We start from the raw sequence: 17,939 nt of genomic DNA on the forward strand, positions 1-17,939 counted from the left end.
GTGAGCACCTCCTCGACGATCACGTGGAAAGGCCCCGAATCACGCATCTGGATGCGGATCCGGGGCCTTTCTGCGGAGGTGATCACCACCCGAGCGCGGCTACTCCCCGCGCTCGCGCAGTTCGCGGCGGGTGAGCTGCGATGCGTGCGGCAGGCCGGAGGCGTCGATCAGCACCGGCTGCCCCGACGCCGCAGCGGCACCGGACGCATCAGGCCCGACCGGAGCATCCGGCGTCGGGGTCCCGCCGGCACCCGCTCCACCGGCCTTGCGAGCCGCACGCCGCTCCTTGGCGCCCTCGACGAGGTTGTAGAGCGTCGGCAGCACGATCAGCGTCAGCACGGTCGACGAGATCAGACCGCCGATCACGACGATCGCGAGCGGCTGCGAGATGAACCCGCCGTGCCCGGTGATGCCCAGAGCCATCGGGGTCAGGGCGAGGATCGTCGCGAGCGCGGTCATCAGGATCGGCCGCAGACGCTTCTCGCCTCCGGCCTTGACCGCCTCGATGGTCGACAGACCCTTCTCTCGATACTGGTTCACGAGGTCGACGAGCACGATCGCGTTCGTCACCACGATGCCGATGAGCATCAGCACCCCGATCAGCGACGCGACGCCGAGCGGCACGCCCGTGAGGATCTGCAGCAGGATCGCACCCGTCGCCGCGAACGGCACCGACACGAGCAGCAGCAGCGGCTGACGCAACGACTTGAACGTCGCGACCATGACCACGTAGACGATCAGGATCGCCGCGAGCATGGCGAGGCCCAGCTGCGAGAACGAGTCGGCCTGCTGCGAGGCGACACCGCCGACCTCGGCGGAGGCTCCGTCGGGCAGGTCGACTGCCGCGAGCGCCTCGTTCACCGACTGCGTGGCGGTGGCGAGGTTGTCGGATGCCGGAGGCACGGTGATCGTCGCCGTCCGACGGCCCTGCTCGGTGGTGATCGAGGTGGGTCCGTTCTGCTGCTCGACGGTGGCGATGTCCTGCAGCTGCACGATGCCGGCGGGGGTCGGGATCGCGAGCGTCCTGAGCGCCTCGACCGTGGTCGGCGGGTTCGGGGTGACGATGTAGACCGTGAGGGCGGTGTCGTCGATCTCGACGGATCCCGCCTGCTGCGGGCGCATGGTGCCCGACACAATGCCTCCGACGGCGACCTCGGAGAGTCCGCGCTGTGCGGCAGCCTCCCGGTTGACCACGACGGCGATGTACGGCAGCGACGCGGCGAGGTTGTCGCTCACCTGGCCGACGCCGTCGCGCCCGTCGAGCTCTTCGACCAGCGTGGTCGTCGCGGTCTGGAGGTCGTCGGAGTTCGAGGCGCTGACCGTGATCTCGATATCGTTCGATCCGAAGCCGGCCGATGCCGAGACGGCCACGTCGCCCACGTCGTCGCCGAGTCCGTCGATCGCATCCTGCACGTCGGCGCGGAGCTTCTCCTGGTCGGCATCCGAGTCGGTCAGCACCGAGTAGGTGACGCCCGCACCGCCGGAGAAGGCATCGCTGAGCGCCGAGCCGCTGGTGCCGATCGAGGCCTGCACATGCTCGATGCCGTCGATGTCGAGGAGGGCATCCTCGACCGCGACCGCGGCATCCGACTTCGCCTGCAGGCTCGCCGACGGGCCGAGGTCCTGCGTGATGGTCATGGTGTTCTGACCGGAGTCGCCGAGGAAGTTGACCTTCATCAGCGGCGCAGCGGCCAGGGTGGCGCCGAGCACGACGACCGCGAGGATCACGGTGATGCCGGAGTGCTTCAGCGTCCAACCCAGGATCGGGCGGTACTGCCGCTGCAGCCAGGTCGGCGGGGCGTCGGGGTGCTCGGGGTCGATCGCGTCGCCGTGCTCGTCGAGCAGCGGCTTGCCGGGCTTGAGGAACCAGTATGCGAGGACCGGCACGATCGTGAGTGCGACCAGGAGCGACGCGACCATCGCGATCGTCACGGTCATCGCGAACGGACGGAACAGCTCGCCGACCATGTCGCCGACGAAGACGATCGGCAGGAACACCGCGACCGTCGTGATGGTAGATGCGGTGATCGCCATGGCGACCTCACGCACCGCGAGACGGATCGCATCGCCCTTGTCGGCATCGCCGACGTAGTGGCGTTTGATGTTCTCGATCACGACGATGGAGTCGTCGACCACTCGACCGATCGCGATCGTGAGCGCGCCGAGCGTGAGCACGTTCAGCGAGTAGCCGAACGCCTGCAACCCGATGAACGTGATGAGCACGCTGGTCGGGATCGAGATCGCCGTGACGAGCGTCGACCGGACCGACAGCAGGAACACGAGGATCACGAGCACAGCGAAGACCAGGCCGAGAAGACCCTCGGTGGCGAGCGTCTCGATCGACTGCACGATGAACGGCGCCTGGTCGAAGATCACCGTGAACTGGGCGTCGGGGAAGGCCTCGCCGATCGTGTCGAGCGCGGCGATCACGCCGTTGGACACCTCGACCGTGTTCGCCGCGGGGAGTTTGGTGATCGAGATCGAGAGCGCGTCCTTGCCGTCCACGCGCGAGATGGAGGTGACGGGGTCGGACTCCTGCACGACCGACGCCACATCGCCGATGGTGGCATCGGTGCCGACCAGCGGAAGCGCGGCGATCTCCTCGACCGAGGTGATCTTCGCCCCGGTCTGGACGGTGAGCGTCTGCCCGTTCTCGGTGATGTCACCGCCGGGGAAGAGCGTGCCGTTCTGCTTCAGGGCATCGCTGATCGCCGTGGTGCTCGTGCCGACGGCGGCGAGCTGCGCGACGTCGGGGGTGATGCTGATGCGCTGCCCGACCCCGCCGACGATCTCTGCGGCGTTGACGCCGTCGACGTCTTCGAGTTCGGGGATCGCGACGGACTCGAGCTCGGCCTGGGCGTTCTCGGCATCCTCGAAACCCGTGACGGCGACCTGGATCACCGGGAAGTCGTCGATCGAGACCGAGAGCACCTGGGGGCTCACATCCTCCGGCAGCTGCGAGGAGATGCGGTTGATCGCCTGCTGGATCTTCTGCTCGGCCGTGGCGAGGTTCGTGCCGTAGGCGAACATCGCCTGCACGATCGACGCGTTGGTGGTGCTGGTCGCCGTGGTCGATTCCAGACCGGGCACGCCCTGGATCGCCGCTTCGACCGGCGTGGACACGTCGTTCTCCACCACCTCGGGCGATGCGCCGGTGTAGGTCGTCATGACCACGAGCGCCGGCAGCTCGAGCGAGGGGATGAGCTCCTGCTTGAGGTTCGTGAGCGCGAGACCGCCGAACACCGCCGCGACGATGGTGATGAGGGCGATGAGCGCGCGGTTCTTCAGGCTCAGGATGGCGAGTTTCGACAAGGCGGTTTCCTCGGTGTCAGGGGGTGGCTGTCGCTGCGGAAGGGGTGGAGACGGCGTCTCCGAGGATCCGCGCCAGTGCGGATTCGATGAAGGACTGGGCGAGGCGATCGTCACGGATCTGCATGCTCCACATGACGCCGTCGATGAAGATCATCGCCGCTCTGGCGCGTTCTTCACCGTAGGTCGGCGCGAGCAGTTCGACGAGGCGGTTCGACAGGTGTCGCGCGAGTTCACGAAGGCGAGGGTCGTGCACGGCTGCCGTGACCACGGCGCGGTCGGCCTGGACGGCGTGGTGGTCGTCCATGCTCTCGAACACGAGAGTGGCGATCACCTCGGGGCTGTCGCCGCGCTCGGCGAGGGTCTGCCGGACACCGTCGAGACGCGCGTCGACCTCTTCGGCGAGCGCACGGAAGGCTGCGGCCCTGAGGTCGTCGAGGGTGTCGAAGTACTGGGTCGTCGCCCCGAGGGGCACCCCGGCGCGCGCGGCGACCATGCGGTGCGTTACGGCCTCTGCGCCCACCTCGACGATGAGCTCTGCGGCAGCGGTGACGATCTCGAGACGGCGCGCTTCAGGGTCACGTCGACGACGCGCACCATGCTTCATCCTGCCCCCTTGGACATCCGTACATGTACGTTTGTACATTTTAGGATTGTGAGGATGCTGGGAGCGGTCCCTCCGAATCGCGCGATGGGTTCCATCCGGGCCGCTGGTGCAGCCGGTCGCGCGATTCGAAGACAGTTGCCTCAGACCAGAGCGGCCTCGACCTGGCCCCGCTCGAAGTAGGCGACGAGCTCGGGATCCAGCGGCGGGATCTCGATCGCCGAGCTGTCACCTCGCAACGACGCGGTGGCGAGGATGCCCGCGGCCACTGCCTCGCGCGCGGCGACGGGAGAGGTCTCGGTCAGACCGCCGTGGCGGACGAACCGCAGGAACTCGGCGACGAGCAGCGCGTCGGCGCCGTCGTGACCCGCATCCGGCACCTCGGGGACGATGAAGGTCTCGTCGGCGTCGGCCGCGCCGGCATGCCGCCGATTCCACAGCTTGACCTCGCTGCCGGCCACATCGCCGAAGTTCTCGATGCGCCCCTCGGTGCCGATCACGGTGTAGTTGCGCCAGTAGTCGGGGGTGAAGTGGCACTGCTGGTACGACGCGAAGATGCCGCCCTCCAGCTGCATGTTCACCATCGAGATGTCTTCGACGTCGACCACGGGGTGGAGTCCCGTGAGCGCGGTGGGCGGCCAGTTGTCCATGCTGAACCAGTCCGGCATCCGCTCCCCCGCCCTGTCGCGGCGGTCGGTGATGTCACCGTAGACGCTCAGCGCCCCCATCGCGGAGACCCGCTCGCTGTAGGCGCCGGCGAGCCAGTGGATGATGTCGATGTCGTGCGCACCCTTCTGCAACAGCAGTCCGGTGGTGCGGCGGCGGTCGGCGTGCCAGTCCTTGAAGTAGAAGTCGCCGCCGTGGCCGACGAAGTGCCGCACCCACACGGCCTTGACCTGGCCGATGCGGCCGCTCTGGATCAGCCCGCGCATGAGCGTGATCACGGGCATGTGCCGCATGTTGTGACCGCACCCCCGGATCAGAAGAGGGAGCCGAGAGCCAGGCCGAGGCCGGCCGCGAGCACGCCGAGCAGCAGCATCCCGATCGCATTGAACGCGGATGCCCGGCGTTCGCCGTCACGCCACAGAGCGACCGTGTCGAGCATCGCCGTGCTGAACGTCGTGTAGCCGCCGAGCAGCCCCGCCCCGAGGAGGAAGGCGGCATCCGGCAGCGCGGCGGTCACGAGACCGAGCGCGAACGATCCCGAGATGTTCACCAGCAGGATGCCCCAGGGGAAGCGGCGTCCGGCCAGACGAGCGACCCCGAGGTCGACGAGATAGCGCAGCACCGCGCCGATCCCTCCGGCGAGCGCGGCACCGAGGAACAGCAGCGGACTCACGATGTCCTCCCGGTGCGGGGGCGACCGAGATGCAGCCCCAGTGCCGCCGCACCGAGACCGAGCACGAGGGTGCCCACGGCGTAGACGATGGCGAGGATCGGCGCGCTCGTCCACAGGTCGAGCGTGCCCGTCATGAAGGCGCTGTACGTCGTGAAGCCTCCGAGCACGCCGGTTCCGAGCATCAGCCGCAGGTCGGCCGATGCCGGAAGACGCGCGGCCAGCACGCCGATCAGCAGCGCCCCGACCACGTTCGCGATGAGCACCGCGACGGGGAATCCCCCGGTGTCCGGGAGCACGAGCCCCAGGCCGAGCCGCGCCGCCGTACCCATCGTGCCGCCGGAGGCGACGAGGAGGATGCGGCGGAAGTTCACGTCCGCCACTGTAGTCCCCGACTGGCAGTGCGCCGTTCGGATGTCAAGGCGGTGGATACCGGATCGCGAACAGCGTTGACTGACGACATGAATCCCCTGTGGAAGCTCGACCGGACACTGCCCGCCGGATCGCCCTTCGAGCCCGGAGCCCTGCACGACGTCGTGATCGTGGGCGCCGGGATCACCGGCCTCTCGACGGCGGTGATGCTCACCAGGGCCGGCCTCGATGTCGCGGTGATCGACGCGGGCGGCATCGCCCAGCTCGCGACGGGCGCGAATACGGGAAAGCTCTCCCTCTTGCAGGGCGCACAGCTCGCGACCATCCGACGGCACCACCCGGCAGCGCTCGTCCGCGCGTACGTCGACGCCAACCGCTCGGGGATGGAGTGGCTGCTCGCGTTCGCGGAACTCGCGGGAGTCCCCTTCACGCGCCACACCGATCACTCGTACGCCCAGGGTCCCGCCGGGAAGGACACCGTCGACGAGCAGCATTCCGCCGCACGCGAGGCGGGCGTGCCGGCGAGGCTGCTGCCGCCCGCCTCGCTCCCCGCGACGCCGTTCCCCGTGGCCGGCGCCGTGGCGCTCGACGATCAGGTCGCGATCGACCCCGTGGCCGTGTCGGTGGCCCTCGCCCAGGAGCTGCTCACCGCGGGCGGCACGCTCCACACCGGCGTCAGAGCGACGAGGACCAGAGCGCTGACCGGACGTGTCGACACCACGCAGGGCCCGCTCTTCGCCGACCACATCGTGCTCGCGACAGGCACCCCGATCACCGATCGCGGGCTGTACTTCGCCAAGACGCGGGGGCTCCGGTCCTACTGCGTGTCCTTCCGGGTGCCGGACGACCTCCCCGAGGGGATGTTCCTCTCCGTCGACGGACCGACGCGCTCCATCCGCCCGGTCACCGCAGCGGACGGCCCCGGCGGCGACGCGCGGCTCGTCGTGGGCGGCAACGGCAACCCGGTCGGACGCTCGGATGGCGAGGCGGCAGCGGTGGAGGATCTCATCGCCTGGACGCAGCTGCACTTCCCCGGCGCCGAGGAGACCCATCGGTGGTCGGCGCAGGACTACGAGTCGCACGACCTCATCCCGTTCGTGGGGGCTATGCCCCGCGGCCTCGGTCGCATCCGCTTCGCGACGGGCTACGCCAAGTGGGGGCTCTCGAACGCTCCCGCCGCCGCGCAACGACTGACCTCCGAGATCCTCGGCACGCCCCGACGCGACCGCCCGAGCTGGATCACGACGATCGGCACGCGCCTGACGGTCCCCGCCGACATCCGTCGTGGGGCCGTGGAGGGCGGCAAGGTCGCCACGGCACTCGTCTCCGGTTGGGCGGATGCCGAAAGTCGCCGCACCCCCGTCCCCCAGCCCGCCGAGGGCGAGGGTGTGGTGGCGAATCGGGCCGGGCGCCCGGTCGCGGTCTCCACCGTGGACGGTGTGACCCGCGCCGTGAGCGGCGTGTGCCCGCACCTGGGCGGGGTGCTCGCCTGGAACGACGCGGAGTGCTCCTGGGACTGCCCGCTGCACGCCTCCCGCTTCGCTCCGGACGGCACGCGTCTGGAGGGTCCGGCGCTGCGGGACCTCACCCCGCTGTCGCCGACGGACCCGGAGTGATGTCGCCGGCGGGAGGGGCACCGTCCCACCCCTGCTGCGGCGTGTCGCCGTTCTCTCGGAACACGTACTGCGACACGAGCTTGCGCTGACTGCTCGACCAGTCGATGGCGGGTCGACGCTGCTCCGGCGGCAGGTAGCCCAGCCGATAGACGGCCATGAGCTCGAGGTCGTCCGGCACCCGCAGCAGCTGCACGATCTCCTCCCAGCGCCCCGGAACCTCCATCGGGAACGAGATGAACTGGATGCCCATGCCGAGCTCGACCGTGGTGAGCCAAACGTTCTCCATCGCCGCGCCCATGCTGAACAACGAGTAGAACGAGGAGAGCTGTCCCGGCCGGTACTCGCTGCGGTCGAGCATCACGCCCAGCAGCAGCGGTGATCCCGCGACGAGCTTCCGGTTCTCGGCGCCGAGGGTCTTCGGCACCCCGAAGGTGTTCATCAGCGTCTGCCCGCGCTTGGTGAACACCTGACTCGTGAACGGCCGAAGAGCGGCGGGCAGCTTGTCGAACAGCATGCCGCTGCGCTTCTCCTCCATCTCGGCCTGGCTGAAGCGGAAGTAGGGCTTGTAGCGCTCGAAGAACGTACCGTTCGACATCGCCTCGGTCATGCTCTCCCCCGAGATGCGGGCGATCTGCTCGATCGTGTCGCGACTCTCGATCACGACGAACCGCCAGGGCTGACTGTTCAGCTGCGAGGGGGCACGCCCTGCGGCCTCCAGGAGGATGCGCTGGTGATCCTCGGAGACGGGGTCGGGGAGGAAAGCGCCGTTCGTGGTCTTGCGGCGTCGGATGGCATCGAGCAGTTCCATACGTTTCACTTCCGGTCGGCGGCGGATAGCGAGAGCACCAGCCCCGCGACGATGAAGGGAGCAGCGGCGAGCGCGACCAGCGGGTGCCGTCGGGTGTGAGTGCCGAGGTAGGGGATCGCCGCGAGGGGCACGGCCGCGGGCAGCAACGCGAGAGCGGCACGGCGCCCGGCGGTGCGGGGACCCCGCGACCAGCCCGCCACGAGGGCGGACACAGAGGTCGCGCACGTCGCGATGTACAGCGCGTGGTGCAGCCAGCGGAAGCGACGGGTGTCGATCAAGCGCAGGGCGACGGATGCTCCGAGTGCGACGTTCACGGCGTAGGCCGTGGCCGCAGCGATGAACAGTCCCGTCGATCCTGGGTCGTCGCGCCGCCTCATGGCATGACCCTACGCCCGGACCCGGGCCACGACCTCCCCCTTGCACCCGGGTGAGGCGGTCCGGTACGCGCTGTGCCCGGACGGAGAAGCCCCCTCGTGCGCGAGATCGCACACGAGGGGGCTTCTGCCGTCGAGCCCGGAGCTACAGGTTGCCGTCCGCGTAGACCCGAAGCGCGTCCCGGACGAACTCGGCGCCGTGCGTGCCTCCGGATGATGTCGCGTAGTTCGCACCGAAGCGCGGGTCCGCGACGTACATCTCGCCGAGCCCGATCACGTACGCCTTGACGTCACCGCCGGAGGCGGCGGCAGGCGTACCCGGGATGCCCGTGAGCCACTCGACGTGACGCCGAGCGACCTCCTGGGCCGCGGGGGACGCCGGATCGATGCCGCTCTCCGCCGCGGCGATCCAGTCGCGCCCGAGGTCGGACACGCGCTGCTGCCAGTCGGTGCGCTCGGCGTCGGTCATCCCCCGCCACCAGCTGTCGCCGTCGGCGTACGCCTTCTCGCCCCAGCGCTCCTCGACCTCCTGCTTGTAGCGGGTGTGATCGAAGCCGTCGAACATGTTCTCTGCCATGAGGTTCTCACCTCCTCTCAATGCCGTGATGGTGGATACGACCGACGCGATCTGCCGCGCCAGCCGGGTCTGCTCTTCGCGCAACAGCGCGAGATGGGTCTCGAGTGCCGTCGCCTCGCTGCCGGCGCCCTCTCCGACGGATGCCGCGCCGAGCACCTCCGCGATCTGCGGCAGTCCGAGTCCGAGCTCGCGCAGCAGCAGGATGCGCTGCAGACGCACGAGCGCCTGTCCGTCGTAGTGCCGGTAGCCGTTGTGGGCGATGCGCGACGGCGGCAGCAGACCGATGTCGTCGTAGTGCCGCAGCGTGCGGCTGGTGGTGCCGGCGAGGCGGGCGATCTCCTGGATCGACCAGTCCTCCTTCTCCATCGCTCCTCCTTCCTTCGCGCTCTGCGTGGGTGTCTTGAACTCTAGAAGTTGACGTTGCGTCAAGGTCAACTCGCTCCTGAAAACGACGAACGGCCTCACCCCTATCCGAGGGTGAGGCCGTTCGTCGGCGAGGCGCGAATCAGTCGGTGGTTGTTCCGAACGCGGTGAGCGAAGCCGTCAGCGCGTCGGCGACCGCCTGAGCATCGATGTCGAACAGCACGTCGACGTTCGGCACACCCTGCCAGCGATCGATCATCTGCACGACGGTCTGTCCGCGGGTGTGCGTGCCGTTCAGCTCGACATCCACACGGAGGTTGCGCACCGTGAACCAGTCGGGGTTGAGGGCATAGGCGACGCAGGGCACGTCGTTGAGGTGCATGCCCTCGGTCTTCCACTCGGGCATCTCGTCGGGGTCATCCTGACGATCCGGGTATCCGATCATCTCGCACAGTGCCAGGCCCATCGGCGAGCGCGACTCCCAGAGCGTGCGGACGTGGTCCGGCGTGAGGGCGAAGCTCCGGGAGACGTCCAGTCCCACCTGCGTGAGGGGCGCGCCGGACTGGATGACGATCTCCGCGGCTTCGGGATCGTTGAAGATGTTCGCACTCGCGACGGGGGTCACGTTGCCTCACGTGAGCGCCGCCCCACCCATGTAGATGATGCGGCGCACCGAGCGCGCGAACTCCGGCTCCAGCTTGATGGCCAGAGCGACATTGGTGAGTGGCGCGAGCGCCATGATCGTCACCTCGCCCGGCGCCGACATGACCGTGTCGATCATCCGACGCACGGCGTCGGGCTCGACCTCTGCATGAGGATCCGGATCCGGGTACTCCCAGAAGCCCACCCCGCCGGGACGGTGGATGTGCTCCGCGAAGTGCGGCTCGCCGACCAGCGGTCGGCTCGCGCCCTTCCAGATGGGCAGGTCGGAACGGCCGGCCACGGCGGCGATCTTGCGGGCGTTCGCCGTGGCGGTGTCGACATCCACGTTGCCGAAGACCGTCGTCAGCGCTTCGATGTGGAAGGCATCCGAGGAGAGCGCCCAGAAAAGCGCCCCCGCGTCGTCGATCCCGGGGTCGGTGTCAATGATCAGTCGTTCCATACTCATACTTTCTGTCATGTCCTAGCGGCGAGCGTGCCGGCCGGACTCTTCACTGAGCGCGGTTGCGTTCGCCATCTTCGCCCGCGCGGCGCGCGCGACGACGAACAGGTACCAGCAGTTGATCGCGATCAACGTGATGTTGAGTGCGACCATGGGCGCGCTGCCGAGCATCAGGTTGTACGCCATGAGCAGCGACGAGGCTCCGAGGTTCAACCAGCGCAGGCGCGAGATCGTCGGCTGCAGGATCGAGATGATCAGGAGAGCACTGCCGGCCCAGCCGACGATCTCGCGCCAGAGATCCATCAGGAGGTCACTTGCCCACGAAGAGGCCGTTGCGCCGCTTCGCGAGGATGTAGAGCACCACGCTGATCGCGCACAGGGTCGCGATGTAGATCGGTGATCAACGCCTTCCGAGCCAGGGTGCGCACCGACCTGCGCACCCATATCGCCAAGGGCGGCACGCTGTCGCCGTCGGTCGTGACCGAGCTCGAGACGGCACTGGACACTGCGGCACGCGGCGTGACGGTCGCCCTGAGCGCTTCCCGGTCGTGAGCGGGTCGACCCGCGCCGCAGCATCTCCGCGGCCGGAAGAGACCCCACGCCGGACAGAGCCTTCCTCTCCGATGACGCAGCCGTCGCTCGGCGCCGCGCCGGTCTTGCACCCCGCACCGTCGGCACGACGTCACGGCATCGTCATCCACAGGGGGTGAGATACACAGAAGAGGCCCCGCAGGCGATACGCCTGCGGGGCCTCTGCTGTGTTCGGAACCGCCCGCTACTGCTCGGGCCAGATCTCCTTCTGCTCGTCCGGCACCGACTCGCCGAGCGGCACGACCAGGATCGAACGATGCTGTCGGTGCGCAAGACGTGCGGCGACCGATCCGGTGAAGAACTCCCTGATCGACTCGCCGATGCCGCGTTTGCGCGTGCCGACGACGATCAGCTGGGCGTCGAGCTTGTTGGCGAGCTGCTTGATGGCCAGGGCCGGGTCACCGACCAGCTGCCGAGCCGTCCAGGTGATGTCGGTCCCCGCCAGAAGCCGGGCGGCCGTGGCCTCGACCGCCTCGAACTCCGCGGCACCGGCGTCGAAGTTGATGTCGATCGGAGCCGAATGGACGTAGCCGTCCGGGTCCTCGTACGTCACGAAGCGCGTGACGTCGACGTGCGCGACGACCAGCGGCGCGCTCAGCAATCGCGCGTAGCGGACAGCCTCGTCGATCACGTGCCGATCCTGGTCGACCTGCATGCCGACGATGACGGCTTTCTGCAGCGCCACGTTCTGTGCGGCCTCGTCGGAGGGAGTAGAGGTGTTGTCGGTCATGGAGATCGTTCCCTTCACCTGCCTGGCGTCGGCCAGAGGGTCTTACCCGCGTGCTATTCTGAATGCTACTCTTACCGGCTTTAGACCGGTGTCGTGAAAAATGCCGCGGGCCTTCAAACCCGCCGCTTAACTCGTGAGGGGGTCTCGCGCATGGGCCGTGGCCGTCAGAAGGCGAAACACACCAAGATCGCCCGCGAACTCAAGGCGTACAGTCCGTCGGTGAACTACTCCGCTCTCGAGCGCGAGTTGGCTCACCCGACCGACGAAGACGCATATGTCGACAAGTGGGCCGATGACTATGCCGACGAAGACGAGGACGAACTAGAGAAGGCCTGACCGCCCCTCTGTTCGTCACACCCGCACGTGGTGCGTGTGTTTCGTCGTGGCCTGGTGCCGAGGAGACAATCTCGGCACCAGTGCTTCATTCGTCGTGCGCGGGGTTCGGCAGCTGAGAGGATCTCCTCATGGCACGCGTCGTCTCCCTCTATCGCCACCCGATCAAGGGGCTCACTCCCGAGCACCGCGACTCCCTGACCGTGCACCCCGACGGCAGAGTCGCCGGCGACCGCGTGCTGGCGTTCCGATTCGCGGATGCCGCTGAGCCGGAGCACCGCGATGGCGTCGATCACTGGCCCAAGGCCAAGGGACTCGCCCTGCAGGACTTCCCCGGTCTCGCCGCGCTGCACACCCGCTACGACGACGAGACGCGGCGCATCCGCATCGAGCACGCCGGCGCGACTCTCGTGGAGGCCGACCTCGACCCACAGGGACGGCGCGATCTCGCGGATGCTCTCTCCGAGTTCGTCCTCGCGACCCCGGAGGGGCGCCGCCTTCGTCGGCCAGGCCGGCTCCCGCTGGTGCTCGTCGGCGACGGGCAGACGCCTCGCTTCCACGACCGCGCGCGCGGCTACGTCTCGGTGCATGGCCGAGGCAGCGTCCGCGCACTGGGAGAAGCGCTCGGGATGGGCATCGACGACCGGCGCTTCCGCTCGAACATCGTGATCGACGACGCCGCTGCGTGGCAGGAGCTCGCGTGGACCGGCGAGGTGTGCATCGGCGATCTCACCTTCCAGACCGCCGGTCCCATCGTGCGCTGCCTCGCGACCCATGCGAATCCCGACACCGGCGTGCGCGACGCGAAGGTGCTCACCACTCTCACGGGAGCGCTCGCGCAGCAGGAACCGACCCTCGGACGCCTGCTGCTGCCCGGCTGGACGCCGTCGGATGACGGCTCGACCCCTGGCGGCGGAGTGATCCACGTCGGTGACGAGGTGCGCGCGCACCACGTTGCCCGAGCCGACCCCCGCGAACACCACGGCCGTCGCCGCGAGCAGGGTCGTCGAATCCACGGCGAAGCCGCGCAGGAGCAACCCCAGAGCCATCAGCGTGATCGCGGCGACGGCCATCCGCTCCAGACCGAATCGGCGCTCGAACAGCGGCGTGAGCAGACCGAAGATCGCGAAGCACACCGGTGGCGCGGCGCCGATCAGGCCGATGACGACCGGCGAGACCGGGAAGTCCGCGGCGACATGATCGATCACCGGGGATAGCGAGGCGACCGCCGAGCGCAGCGAGAACGCCACCAGGACGATCCCCACGAGTGCGAGTGCCCGACCCTGCCACAGCGGTCGTGCGCTCGGCATCGTCATGAGGTCTGCGACCCCTCCACCCAGGCCAGATACTCATCCGATACGGTGCCGGTCACATAGCGGCCGTCGAAGCAGCTCATGTCGAGGTCGGTGAGAACCGATCCCTCGATGATCGCCGCCTTGAGGTCTTCGACCTCCTGATAGACGAGGTGGTCGCAGCCGAGCTCCTCGGCGATCTCGGGAATCGTCCGCCCGTGAGCGATGAGCTCGTGCCGCGAGGGCATGTTGATGCCGTACACGTGCGGGTGCCGCACGGGAGGAGCTGCAGAGGCGAAGGTCACCGAGGCGGCCCCGGCATCCCGCGCCATCTGGATGATCTCCTTCGAAGTGGTCCCGCGCACGATCGAGTCGTCGATGAGGAGCACGTTCTTGCCCTGGAACTCGGTCGACATCGCATTCAGCTTCTGACGGACGCTCTTCTTGCGCACCGCCTGCCCCGGCATGATGAAGGTGCGACCGACATAGCGGTTCTTGTAGAACCCCTCGCGGTACTCGATGCCGAGCTTGCGGGCGACCTCCATCGCGGCGGGGCGCGAGGAGTCGGGGATGGGCATGACCACGTCGATCTTGTCCATCGGCACGTGCTTGGCGATCGTGTCGGCGAGACGATCGCCCATGCGCAGCCGCGACTCGTACACCGAGATGCCGTTCATGACGGAGTCGGGGCGGGCGAGGTAGACGTACTCGAAGGCGCACGGTGCGAGAGTCGCGGCCGTCGCGCACTGCTTGGAGAACAGCTCGCCGTCGTTGGTGATGAAGACGGCCTCGCCGGGCTCGACCTCGCGCACGACCTCGTAGTCGCCGTTCTCGAGCACGAGCGATTCGCTGGCGACGACCCACTCGTCCTTGCCGTGCGCACCGTCGACCGTCGAGGGACGACGACCCAGAATCAGCGGGCGGATGCCGAAGGGGTCGCGGAATGCGAGCAGGCCATAGCCGGCGATCACCGCGATCACCGCATAGGCGCCCTCGATGCGCTCGTGCGTGCGGGCGACGGCCTCGAACACACGCTCGGGGTCGAGATCGACGGTCGAGGTCGTGTTCTGCAGCTCGCCGGCGAGCACGTTGAGCAGCAGCTCGGTGTCGCTCGAGGAGTTGAGGTGACGGCGGTCGCGCTGGGCCATGTCGGCCGTGAGCTCACGGGTGTTGGTGAGGTTGCCGTTGTGGATGAGGATGATGCCGTACGGCGCGTTCACGTAGAACGGCTGCATCTCCTCTTCGTTCGACGCCGTGCCCTTGGTGGCGTAGCGCACGTGACCGAGCCCGACGTTGCCGAGCAGCGCGCGCATGTCGCGGGTGCGGAACGCTTCGCGGACCATGCCCTGCGCCTTGGCGTTGTGCATCACGCCGTTCGCCTCGGCGGTGGCGATGCCCGTCGCATCCTGGCCGCGGTGCTGCAGCAGCAGGAGTGCGTCGTAGATGTCCTGATTGACCGGGGCAGAGCCCACCATTCCGACGATGCCGCACATGGGGTGGTTACTTCATCCGTTTCTTCAGTGGGAGGAGTAGGCGCCCACGAGGCGCACCGCTCCGCCGTCGACGCCCTTGGCGCCCTGTTCGAACTCGCCGGCCGGACGCGCGCCGAAGCCCACGGTCGCGACCTGCCAGGCGGGCATGCCCTCTGCGGCGAGCGCAGCGATGGCGGCATCTTTCTTGTCCTGCGCGATCACCGCGAGGAACCCGATGCCGAGGTTCCAGGTGCCCTCCGCCGACTCGAGCGAGGAACCTGCGATGTCGCTGAGCACGCGGAAGACCGGGCTGGGCGACCACGTGCCGCGATCGACCTCCGCCCAGGTTCCCTGCGGGAGCACACGGGCGAGGTTCGCCGCGATGCCGCCGCCGGTGACGTGGCTGAGCGCGTGAACGCCGCCGCCGAGCGCATCGATGAGGCGCAGCAGCGGGAGCGTGTAGAGGCGGGTCGGCTCGAGGAGGGCCTCACCCCAGGTGGTACCGAAGTCGGCCGCGGTGTCTGCGTAGCTGATGCCCGCGCCGGTGACGATATGGCGAACGAGGGAGTAGCCGTTGGAATGCAGACCGCTGGACTGCACGGCGAGCACGACGTCGCCGTCCTGCACGCGATCGGCGCCGAGGATGGCGTCGGCCTCGACCACGCCGGTGGCGGCACCCGCGACATCGTAGTCGCGCGGCCCGAGGAGACCAGGGTGCTCTGCCGTCTCGCCGCCGACAAGTGCGGTACCCGTGGCGGAGCAGGCCTCGGCGATGCCGCGCACGATGTCGGCGATGCGCTGAGGCACGACCTTGCCGCACGCGATGTAGTCGGTCATGAAGAGCGGCCTGGCACCCACCACGACGATGTCGTCGACGACCATCCCGACCAGGTCCTGCCCGATCGTGTCGTGCTTGTCGATCGCCTGGGCGATCGCGACCTTGGTGCCGACGCCGTCTGTGCTGCTGGCCAGCAGCGGCCGACGATAGCCGAGCAGCGCGCTGGCGTCGAACAGGCCGGCGAATCCGCCGACACCGCCGAGCACTTCGGGTCCGTGCGTCGCGCGCACGGAGGACTTCATCAGCTCGACGGCGAGATCGCCTGCAGCGGTATCGACGCCGGCTTCGGAATAGGGATTGGTGGGGGAGGCAGCCACACCTCGATCCTACCGTCAGCAGCCGGTCCGACTCTCCGCGAAGTCGGGCCTCGGATCCGGACGCCCTCCCCGCCTACGATGGGGCCATGGCCGACAAGCCGCAGTGGCTCATGCAGCAGTCGAGAGCATCCCATGCGAACGCAACGTTGACAGAGCACTACTAACGTGGTTCGGAGTGAACATCCTTGCCTTGCGAGCTGACCACTGCGCAACAGTCATCGATATATCGGAGTCCGTCGCGCCCTCCGGGGCTCGCGACGCCACCCAGTGCACTGTGGCGAGAAGTTCCATGCCGTAAGTTGACTCAAATCCTTCGGCAAGGCTTAGAACTCGCTCCATCCGCATGCGCGTATCTGGGTTTAGCAGAAGTTGAGTTTCAACGACCTCGGACACACCGGGAACGGGGGTGAGGGGCATCGCATCAAGCACCTTCGCACTCCCATCCCCATATCCAGAAAGATAATGTCCCTCAATCTGCTTGAGCACATGTCTCAGATTGTCCGCGTATGGACCGTACCTATTCGGCTTAAAGGCGAGATTGAGTGGCTCGCCCGCGAGCTGCAAGAAGTACATTAGCTTCTGAGTTTCGACCAATGAAGGCTCGGCCATCGCTTGCTTCGCGTAGCGGCTCACCATACCAACCAGAGCCGCACGGCCCGGCGTCATCTTTGGTTTCTCAGAGTTCACCAACATGTCTGAGGGTGAAGGTGCACCCGCCGGCGCGAAGATCCGAGCATCGACATCCGGGATCGCGTCAAATGCATCACGAATACGAGGCTCGACCTCCGCCCAGTCAAGCCCCCCATTCCCACACCCCAGCGGCGGCAAAGCGATTGAGGTGATTCCGAGCTCCTGAATCACATGAACCAAATCAGACAATCCAGCTTCGATGTCCGAAAGCCTGGACTTCGAACGCCAATGGCCTTTGGTTGGGAAATTAATTATGTACTGCGGACCCGTCAGCGTTTGGGTGCTCCAGACCTGCATCCGACCAAGACGAATTTCCCCCCGCTTAGCTGCTGCAGCGTAGTCCTTGAACATCGCCGGAAATGCGTTCTTAAACTGCAGGGCTATTCCCTTACCCATAACGCCCTGCGTGTTGACAGTGTTCACGAGCGCCTCAACGGGAGCCTTGAGTAGGTTCCCTCGCTGTTGGGTGATCATGGCGTTCATACTCCTAGAAATACCAGGGGGCACGGACATCGACAGGGACGGTCGATCCGAAGCCCGCGAGAACCTCGCGAACCTCGTCTGCGACAGTCTCGTTTTGAGTGCGAACAGCACCGATGGCTTCCCACGGCACGCGGTCGTAGGCGAGCGCCTCAGCCATCCGGCGCTCGCGTCGCTCCGGTTCTGCGTCCGTGTTTGCCCAGTAACGCGCCCTCATCAAGTCCCAGTCCACAAATCCATCATCGATCGGGTCACCCAGATCGAAGACACGATACTCCGCGTAGTTGAGTGCAGCGTTCCGATCTGTGAGCACCGGCTGGCACCCAGCCGCCTCCAACCGCTCGAGCGTGGTCACGAAGTAGATCAGCCTTGCGGTTCCGCCCAGGTAGGAAGGGACGTTACCGCTTGCGATCGCAAACATCATCGGGCTGCGCGGCGCAAAGTAGAAGGGCACATAGTCGGCCACGAACCCGCCTGGTGGGACGGGGACGGCACAACGACGCCTCTGGTCCTTGATTCCTCGGTTCCCCACCTCAGTTGTCAGAAGCGAACCCGCGGCAGCGGACGCATCCGAGAGGAGCCCATGCTCGACGATCGTGGACAGATGGTCGACGTGTGTGAAGTGATAGACGATGGTCGGTTGCTTGCGCTCTACCACTTACTCACCACAATCTTTCTGTTCAGTCTCTGCGGGGCTTGTCGAACTGACCCCCGACCAACGCCATGTAAGCAGCA

17 protein-coding genes and 2 pseudogenes are annotated in these 17,939 nt (G+C 67.5%); 4 read left to right on the top strand and 15 right to left on the bottom strand.

Annotated features, from left to right (window positions below; genetic code table 11):
* Positions 1-99: 99 nt before the first annotated feature.
* The 5 genes and pseudogenes from KY497_RS01695 to KY497_RS01715 form a co-directional block, all read right to left on the bottom strand.
* Positions 100-3,312, bottom strand: coding sequence for an efflux RND transporter permease subunit (locus tag KY497_RS01695; RefSeq protein ID WP_219869670.1), 3,213 nt, complete (start codon positions 3,310-3,312; stop codon positions 100-102).
* 16 nt (positions 3,313-3,328) lie between these two features.
* Positions 3,329-3,916 (bottom strand): TetR/AcrR family transcriptional regulator, encoded by a 588-nt coding sequence (locus KY497_RS01700; RefSeq protein WP_219869671.1) that lies wholly within the window; start codon positions 3,914-3,916, stop codon positions 3,329-3,331.
* A 140-nt stretch (positions 3,917-4,056) separates the two neighbouring features.
* A pseudogene (locus KY497_RS01705) lies at positions 4,057-4,881 on the bottom strand (Gfo/Idh/MocA family protein); the annotation flags it as partial.
* Between the two features lie 11 nt (positions 4,882-4,892).
* Complete coding sequence (locus KY497_RS01710; RefSeq protein WP_055876617.1) at positions 4,893-5,252, bottom strand: CrcB family protein; 360 nt, start codon at positions 5,250-5,252, stop codon at positions 4,893-4,895.
* Positions 5,249-5,623, bottom strand: coding sequence for a CrcB family protein (locus KY497_RS01715; RefSeq protein ID WP_258185807.1), 375 nt, complete (start codon positions 5,621-5,623; stop codon positions 5,249-5,251). Before KY497_RS01715 ends, KY497_RS01710 begins: the two co-directional genes overlap by 4 nt.
* An 87-nt stretch (positions 5,624-5,710) precedes the next feature.
* Between KY497_RS01715 and KY497_RS01720 the strand changes: the two genes are divergently transcribed.
* The gene (locus KY497_RS01720) at positions 5,711-7,237 is read left to right on the top strand and encodes an FAD-dependent oxidoreductase (RefSeq protein WP_219869672.1); all 1,527 of its coding nucleotides are present in this window, start codon (positions 5,711-5,713) and stop codon (positions 7,235-7,237) included.
* On the opposite strand, the gene KY497_RS01725 is transcribed toward KY497_RS01720, so the two are convergent.
* The 5 genes and pseudogenes from KY497_RS01725 to KY497_RS01750 form a co-directional block, all read right to left on the bottom strand.
* A complete protein-coding gene (locus KY497_RS01725; RefSeq protein ID WP_219869673.1) occupies positions 7,206-8,045 on the bottom strand; it encodes a nitroreductase family protein in 840 nt (279 codons plus the stop codon). The genes KY497_RS01720 and KY497_RS01725 overlap by 32 nt on opposite strands.
* A gap of 5 nt (positions 8,046-8,050) precedes the next feature.
* Positions 8,051-8,422, bottom strand: coding sequence for a hypothetical protein (locus KY497_RS01730; RefSeq protein ID WP_219869674.1), 372 nt, complete (start codon positions 8,420-8,422; stop codon positions 8,051-8,053).
* 142 nt (positions 8,423-8,564) lie between these two features.
* Positions 8,565-9,362, bottom strand: a complete 798-nt coding sequence (locus tag KY497_RS01735) for a MerR family transcriptional regulator (protein WP_141386518.1) — start codon at positions 9,360-9,362, stop codon at positions 8,565-8,567.
* 139 nt (positions 9,363-9,501) lie between these two features.
* Positions 9,502-10,479: pseudogene (locus tag KY497_RS16565) on the bottom strand (nucleoside hydrolase).
* Between the two features lie 3 nt (positions 10,480-10,482).
* The gene (locus KY497_RS01750) at positions 10,483-10,764 is read right to left on the bottom strand and encodes a hypothetical protein (RefSeq protein WP_219869677.1); all 282 of its coding nucleotides are present in this window, start codon (positions 10,762-10,764) and stop codon (positions 10,483-10,485) included.
* 93 nt (positions 10,765-10,857) lie between these two features.
* Between KY497_RS01750 and KY497_RS01755 the strand changes: the two genes are divergently transcribed.
* Positions 10,858-11,013 carry a hypothetical protein gene (locus KY497_RS01755; RefSeq protein ID WP_174799556.1) on the top strand — a complete coding sequence of 52 codons (156 nt, stop codon included), beginning with the start codon at positions 10,858-10,860 and terminating at the stop codon, positions 11,011-11,013.
* Between the two features lie 223 nt (positions 11,014-11,236).
* Here KY497_RS01755 and KY497_RS01760 read toward each other — a convergent pair whose 3' ends face one another.
* Positions 11,237-11,782 carry a universal stress protein gene (locus KY497_RS01760; RefSeq protein WP_017831340.1) on the bottom strand — a complete coding sequence of 182 codons (546 nt, stop codon included), beginning with the start codon at positions 11,780-11,782 and terminating at the stop codon, positions 11,237-11,239.
* Positions 11,783-11,932: 150 nt separating this feature from the next.
* Between KY497_RS01760 and KY497_RS01765 the strand changes: the two genes are divergently transcribed.
* Positions 11,933-12,118 carry a DUF3073 domain-containing protein gene (locus KY497_RS01765; RefSeq protein ID WP_017204296.1) on the top strand — a complete coding sequence of 62 codons (186 nt, stop codon included), beginning with the start codon at positions 11,933-11,935 and terminating at the stop codon, positions 12,116-12,118.
* Positions 12,119-12,246: 128 nt separating this feature from the next.
* The gene (locus tag KY497_RS01770; protein WP_375140919.1) at positions 12,247-13,332 is read left to right on the top strand and encodes an MOSC domain-containing protein; all 1,086 of its coding nucleotides are present in this window, start codon (positions 12,247-12,249) and stop codon (positions 13,330-13,332) included.
* Positions 13,333-13,427: 95 nt separating this feature from the next.
* Here the strand turns inward: KY497_RS01770 and purF are convergent, their stop codons facing one another.
* From purF to KY497_RS01790, 4 genes are all read right to left on the bottom strand, one after another.
* Positions 13,428-14,900, bottom strand: a complete 1,473-nt coding sequence (gene purF / locus KY497_RS01775) for an amidophosphoribosyltransferase (RefSeq protein WP_017831330.1) — start codon at positions 14,898-14,900, stop codon at positions 13,428-13,430.
* Between the two features lie 24 nt (positions 14,901-14,924).
* Positions 14,925-16,034, bottom strand: a complete 1,110-nt coding sequence (gene purM / locus KY497_RS01780; protein WP_219869678.1) for a phosphoribosylformylglycinamidine cyclo-ligase — start codon at positions 16,032-16,034, stop codon at positions 14,925-14,927.
* A gap of 108 nt (positions 16,035-16,142) precedes the next feature.
* On the bottom strand, positions 16,143-17,207 hold the full coding sequence (locus tag KY497_RS01785) for a macro domain-containing protein (RefSeq protein ID WP_219869679.1): 1,065 nt from the start codon (positions 17,205-17,207) through the stop codon (positions 16,143-16,145).
* Positions 17,208-17,211: 4 nt separating this feature from the next.
* Positions 17,212-17,862 (bottom strand): DUF4433 domain-containing protein, encoded by a 651-nt coding sequence (locus KY497_RS01790; RefSeq protein WP_219869680.1) that lies wholly within the window; start codon positions 17,860-17,862, stop codon positions 17,212-17,214.
* Positions 17,863-17,939 lie beyond the last annotated feature (77 nt).

Source organism: Microbacterium sp. PAMC22086 (genome assembly GCF_019443525.1).
In the GTDB taxonomy this organism is placed as follows: domain Bacteria; phylum Actinomycetota; class Actinomycetes; order Actinomycetales; family Microbacteriaceae; genus Microbacterium; species Microbacterium maritypicum.

Bases quoted from the DNA above. Each gene is read 5' to 3' on its own strand.
- KY497_RS01700 (WP_219869671.1), bottom strand. From the start codon at position 3,916: ATGAAGCATGGTGCGCGTCGTCGACGTGACCCTGAAGCGCGCCGTCTC.
- KY497_RS01720 (WP_219869672.1), top strand. From the start codon at position 5,711: ATGAATCCCCTGTGGAAGCTCGACCGGACACTGCCCGCCGGATCGCCC.
- KY497_RS01725 (WP_219869673.1), bottom strand. From the start codon at position 8,045: ATGGAACTGCTCGATGCCATCCGACGCCGCAAGACCACGAACGGCGCT.
- KY497_RS01730 (WP_219869674.1), bottom strand. From the start codon at position 8,422: ATGAGGCGGCGCGACGACCCAGGATCGACGGGACTGTTCATCGCTGCG.
- KY497_RS01735 (WP_141386518.1), bottom strand. From the start codon at position 9,362: ATGGAGAAGGAGGACTGGTCGATCCAGGAGATCGCCCGCCTCGCCGGC.
- KY497_RS01750 (WP_219869677.1), bottom strand. From the start codon at position 10,764: ATGGATCTCTGGCGCGAGATCGTCGGCTGGGCCGGCAGTGCTCTCCTG.
- KY497_RS01760 (WP_017831340.1), bottom strand. From the start codon at position 11,782: ATGACCGACAACACCTCTACTCCCTCCGACGAGGCCGCACAGAACGTG.
- KY497_RS01765 (WP_017204296.1), top strand. From the start codon at position 11,933: ATGGGCCGTGGCCGTCAGAAGGCGAAACACACCAAGATCGCCCGCGAA.
- KY497_RS01770 (WP_375140919.1), top strand. From the start codon at position 12,247: ATGGCACGCGTCGTCTCCCTCTATCGCCACCCGATCAAGGGGCTCACT.
- purF (WP_017831330.1), bottom strand. From the start codon at position 14,900: ATGTGCGGCATCGTCGGAATGGTGGGCTCTGCCCCGGTCAATCAGGAC.
- KY497_RS01785 (WP_219869679.1), bottom strand. From the start codon at position 17,207: ATGAACGCCATGATCACCCAACAGCGAGGGAACCTACTCAAGGCTCCC.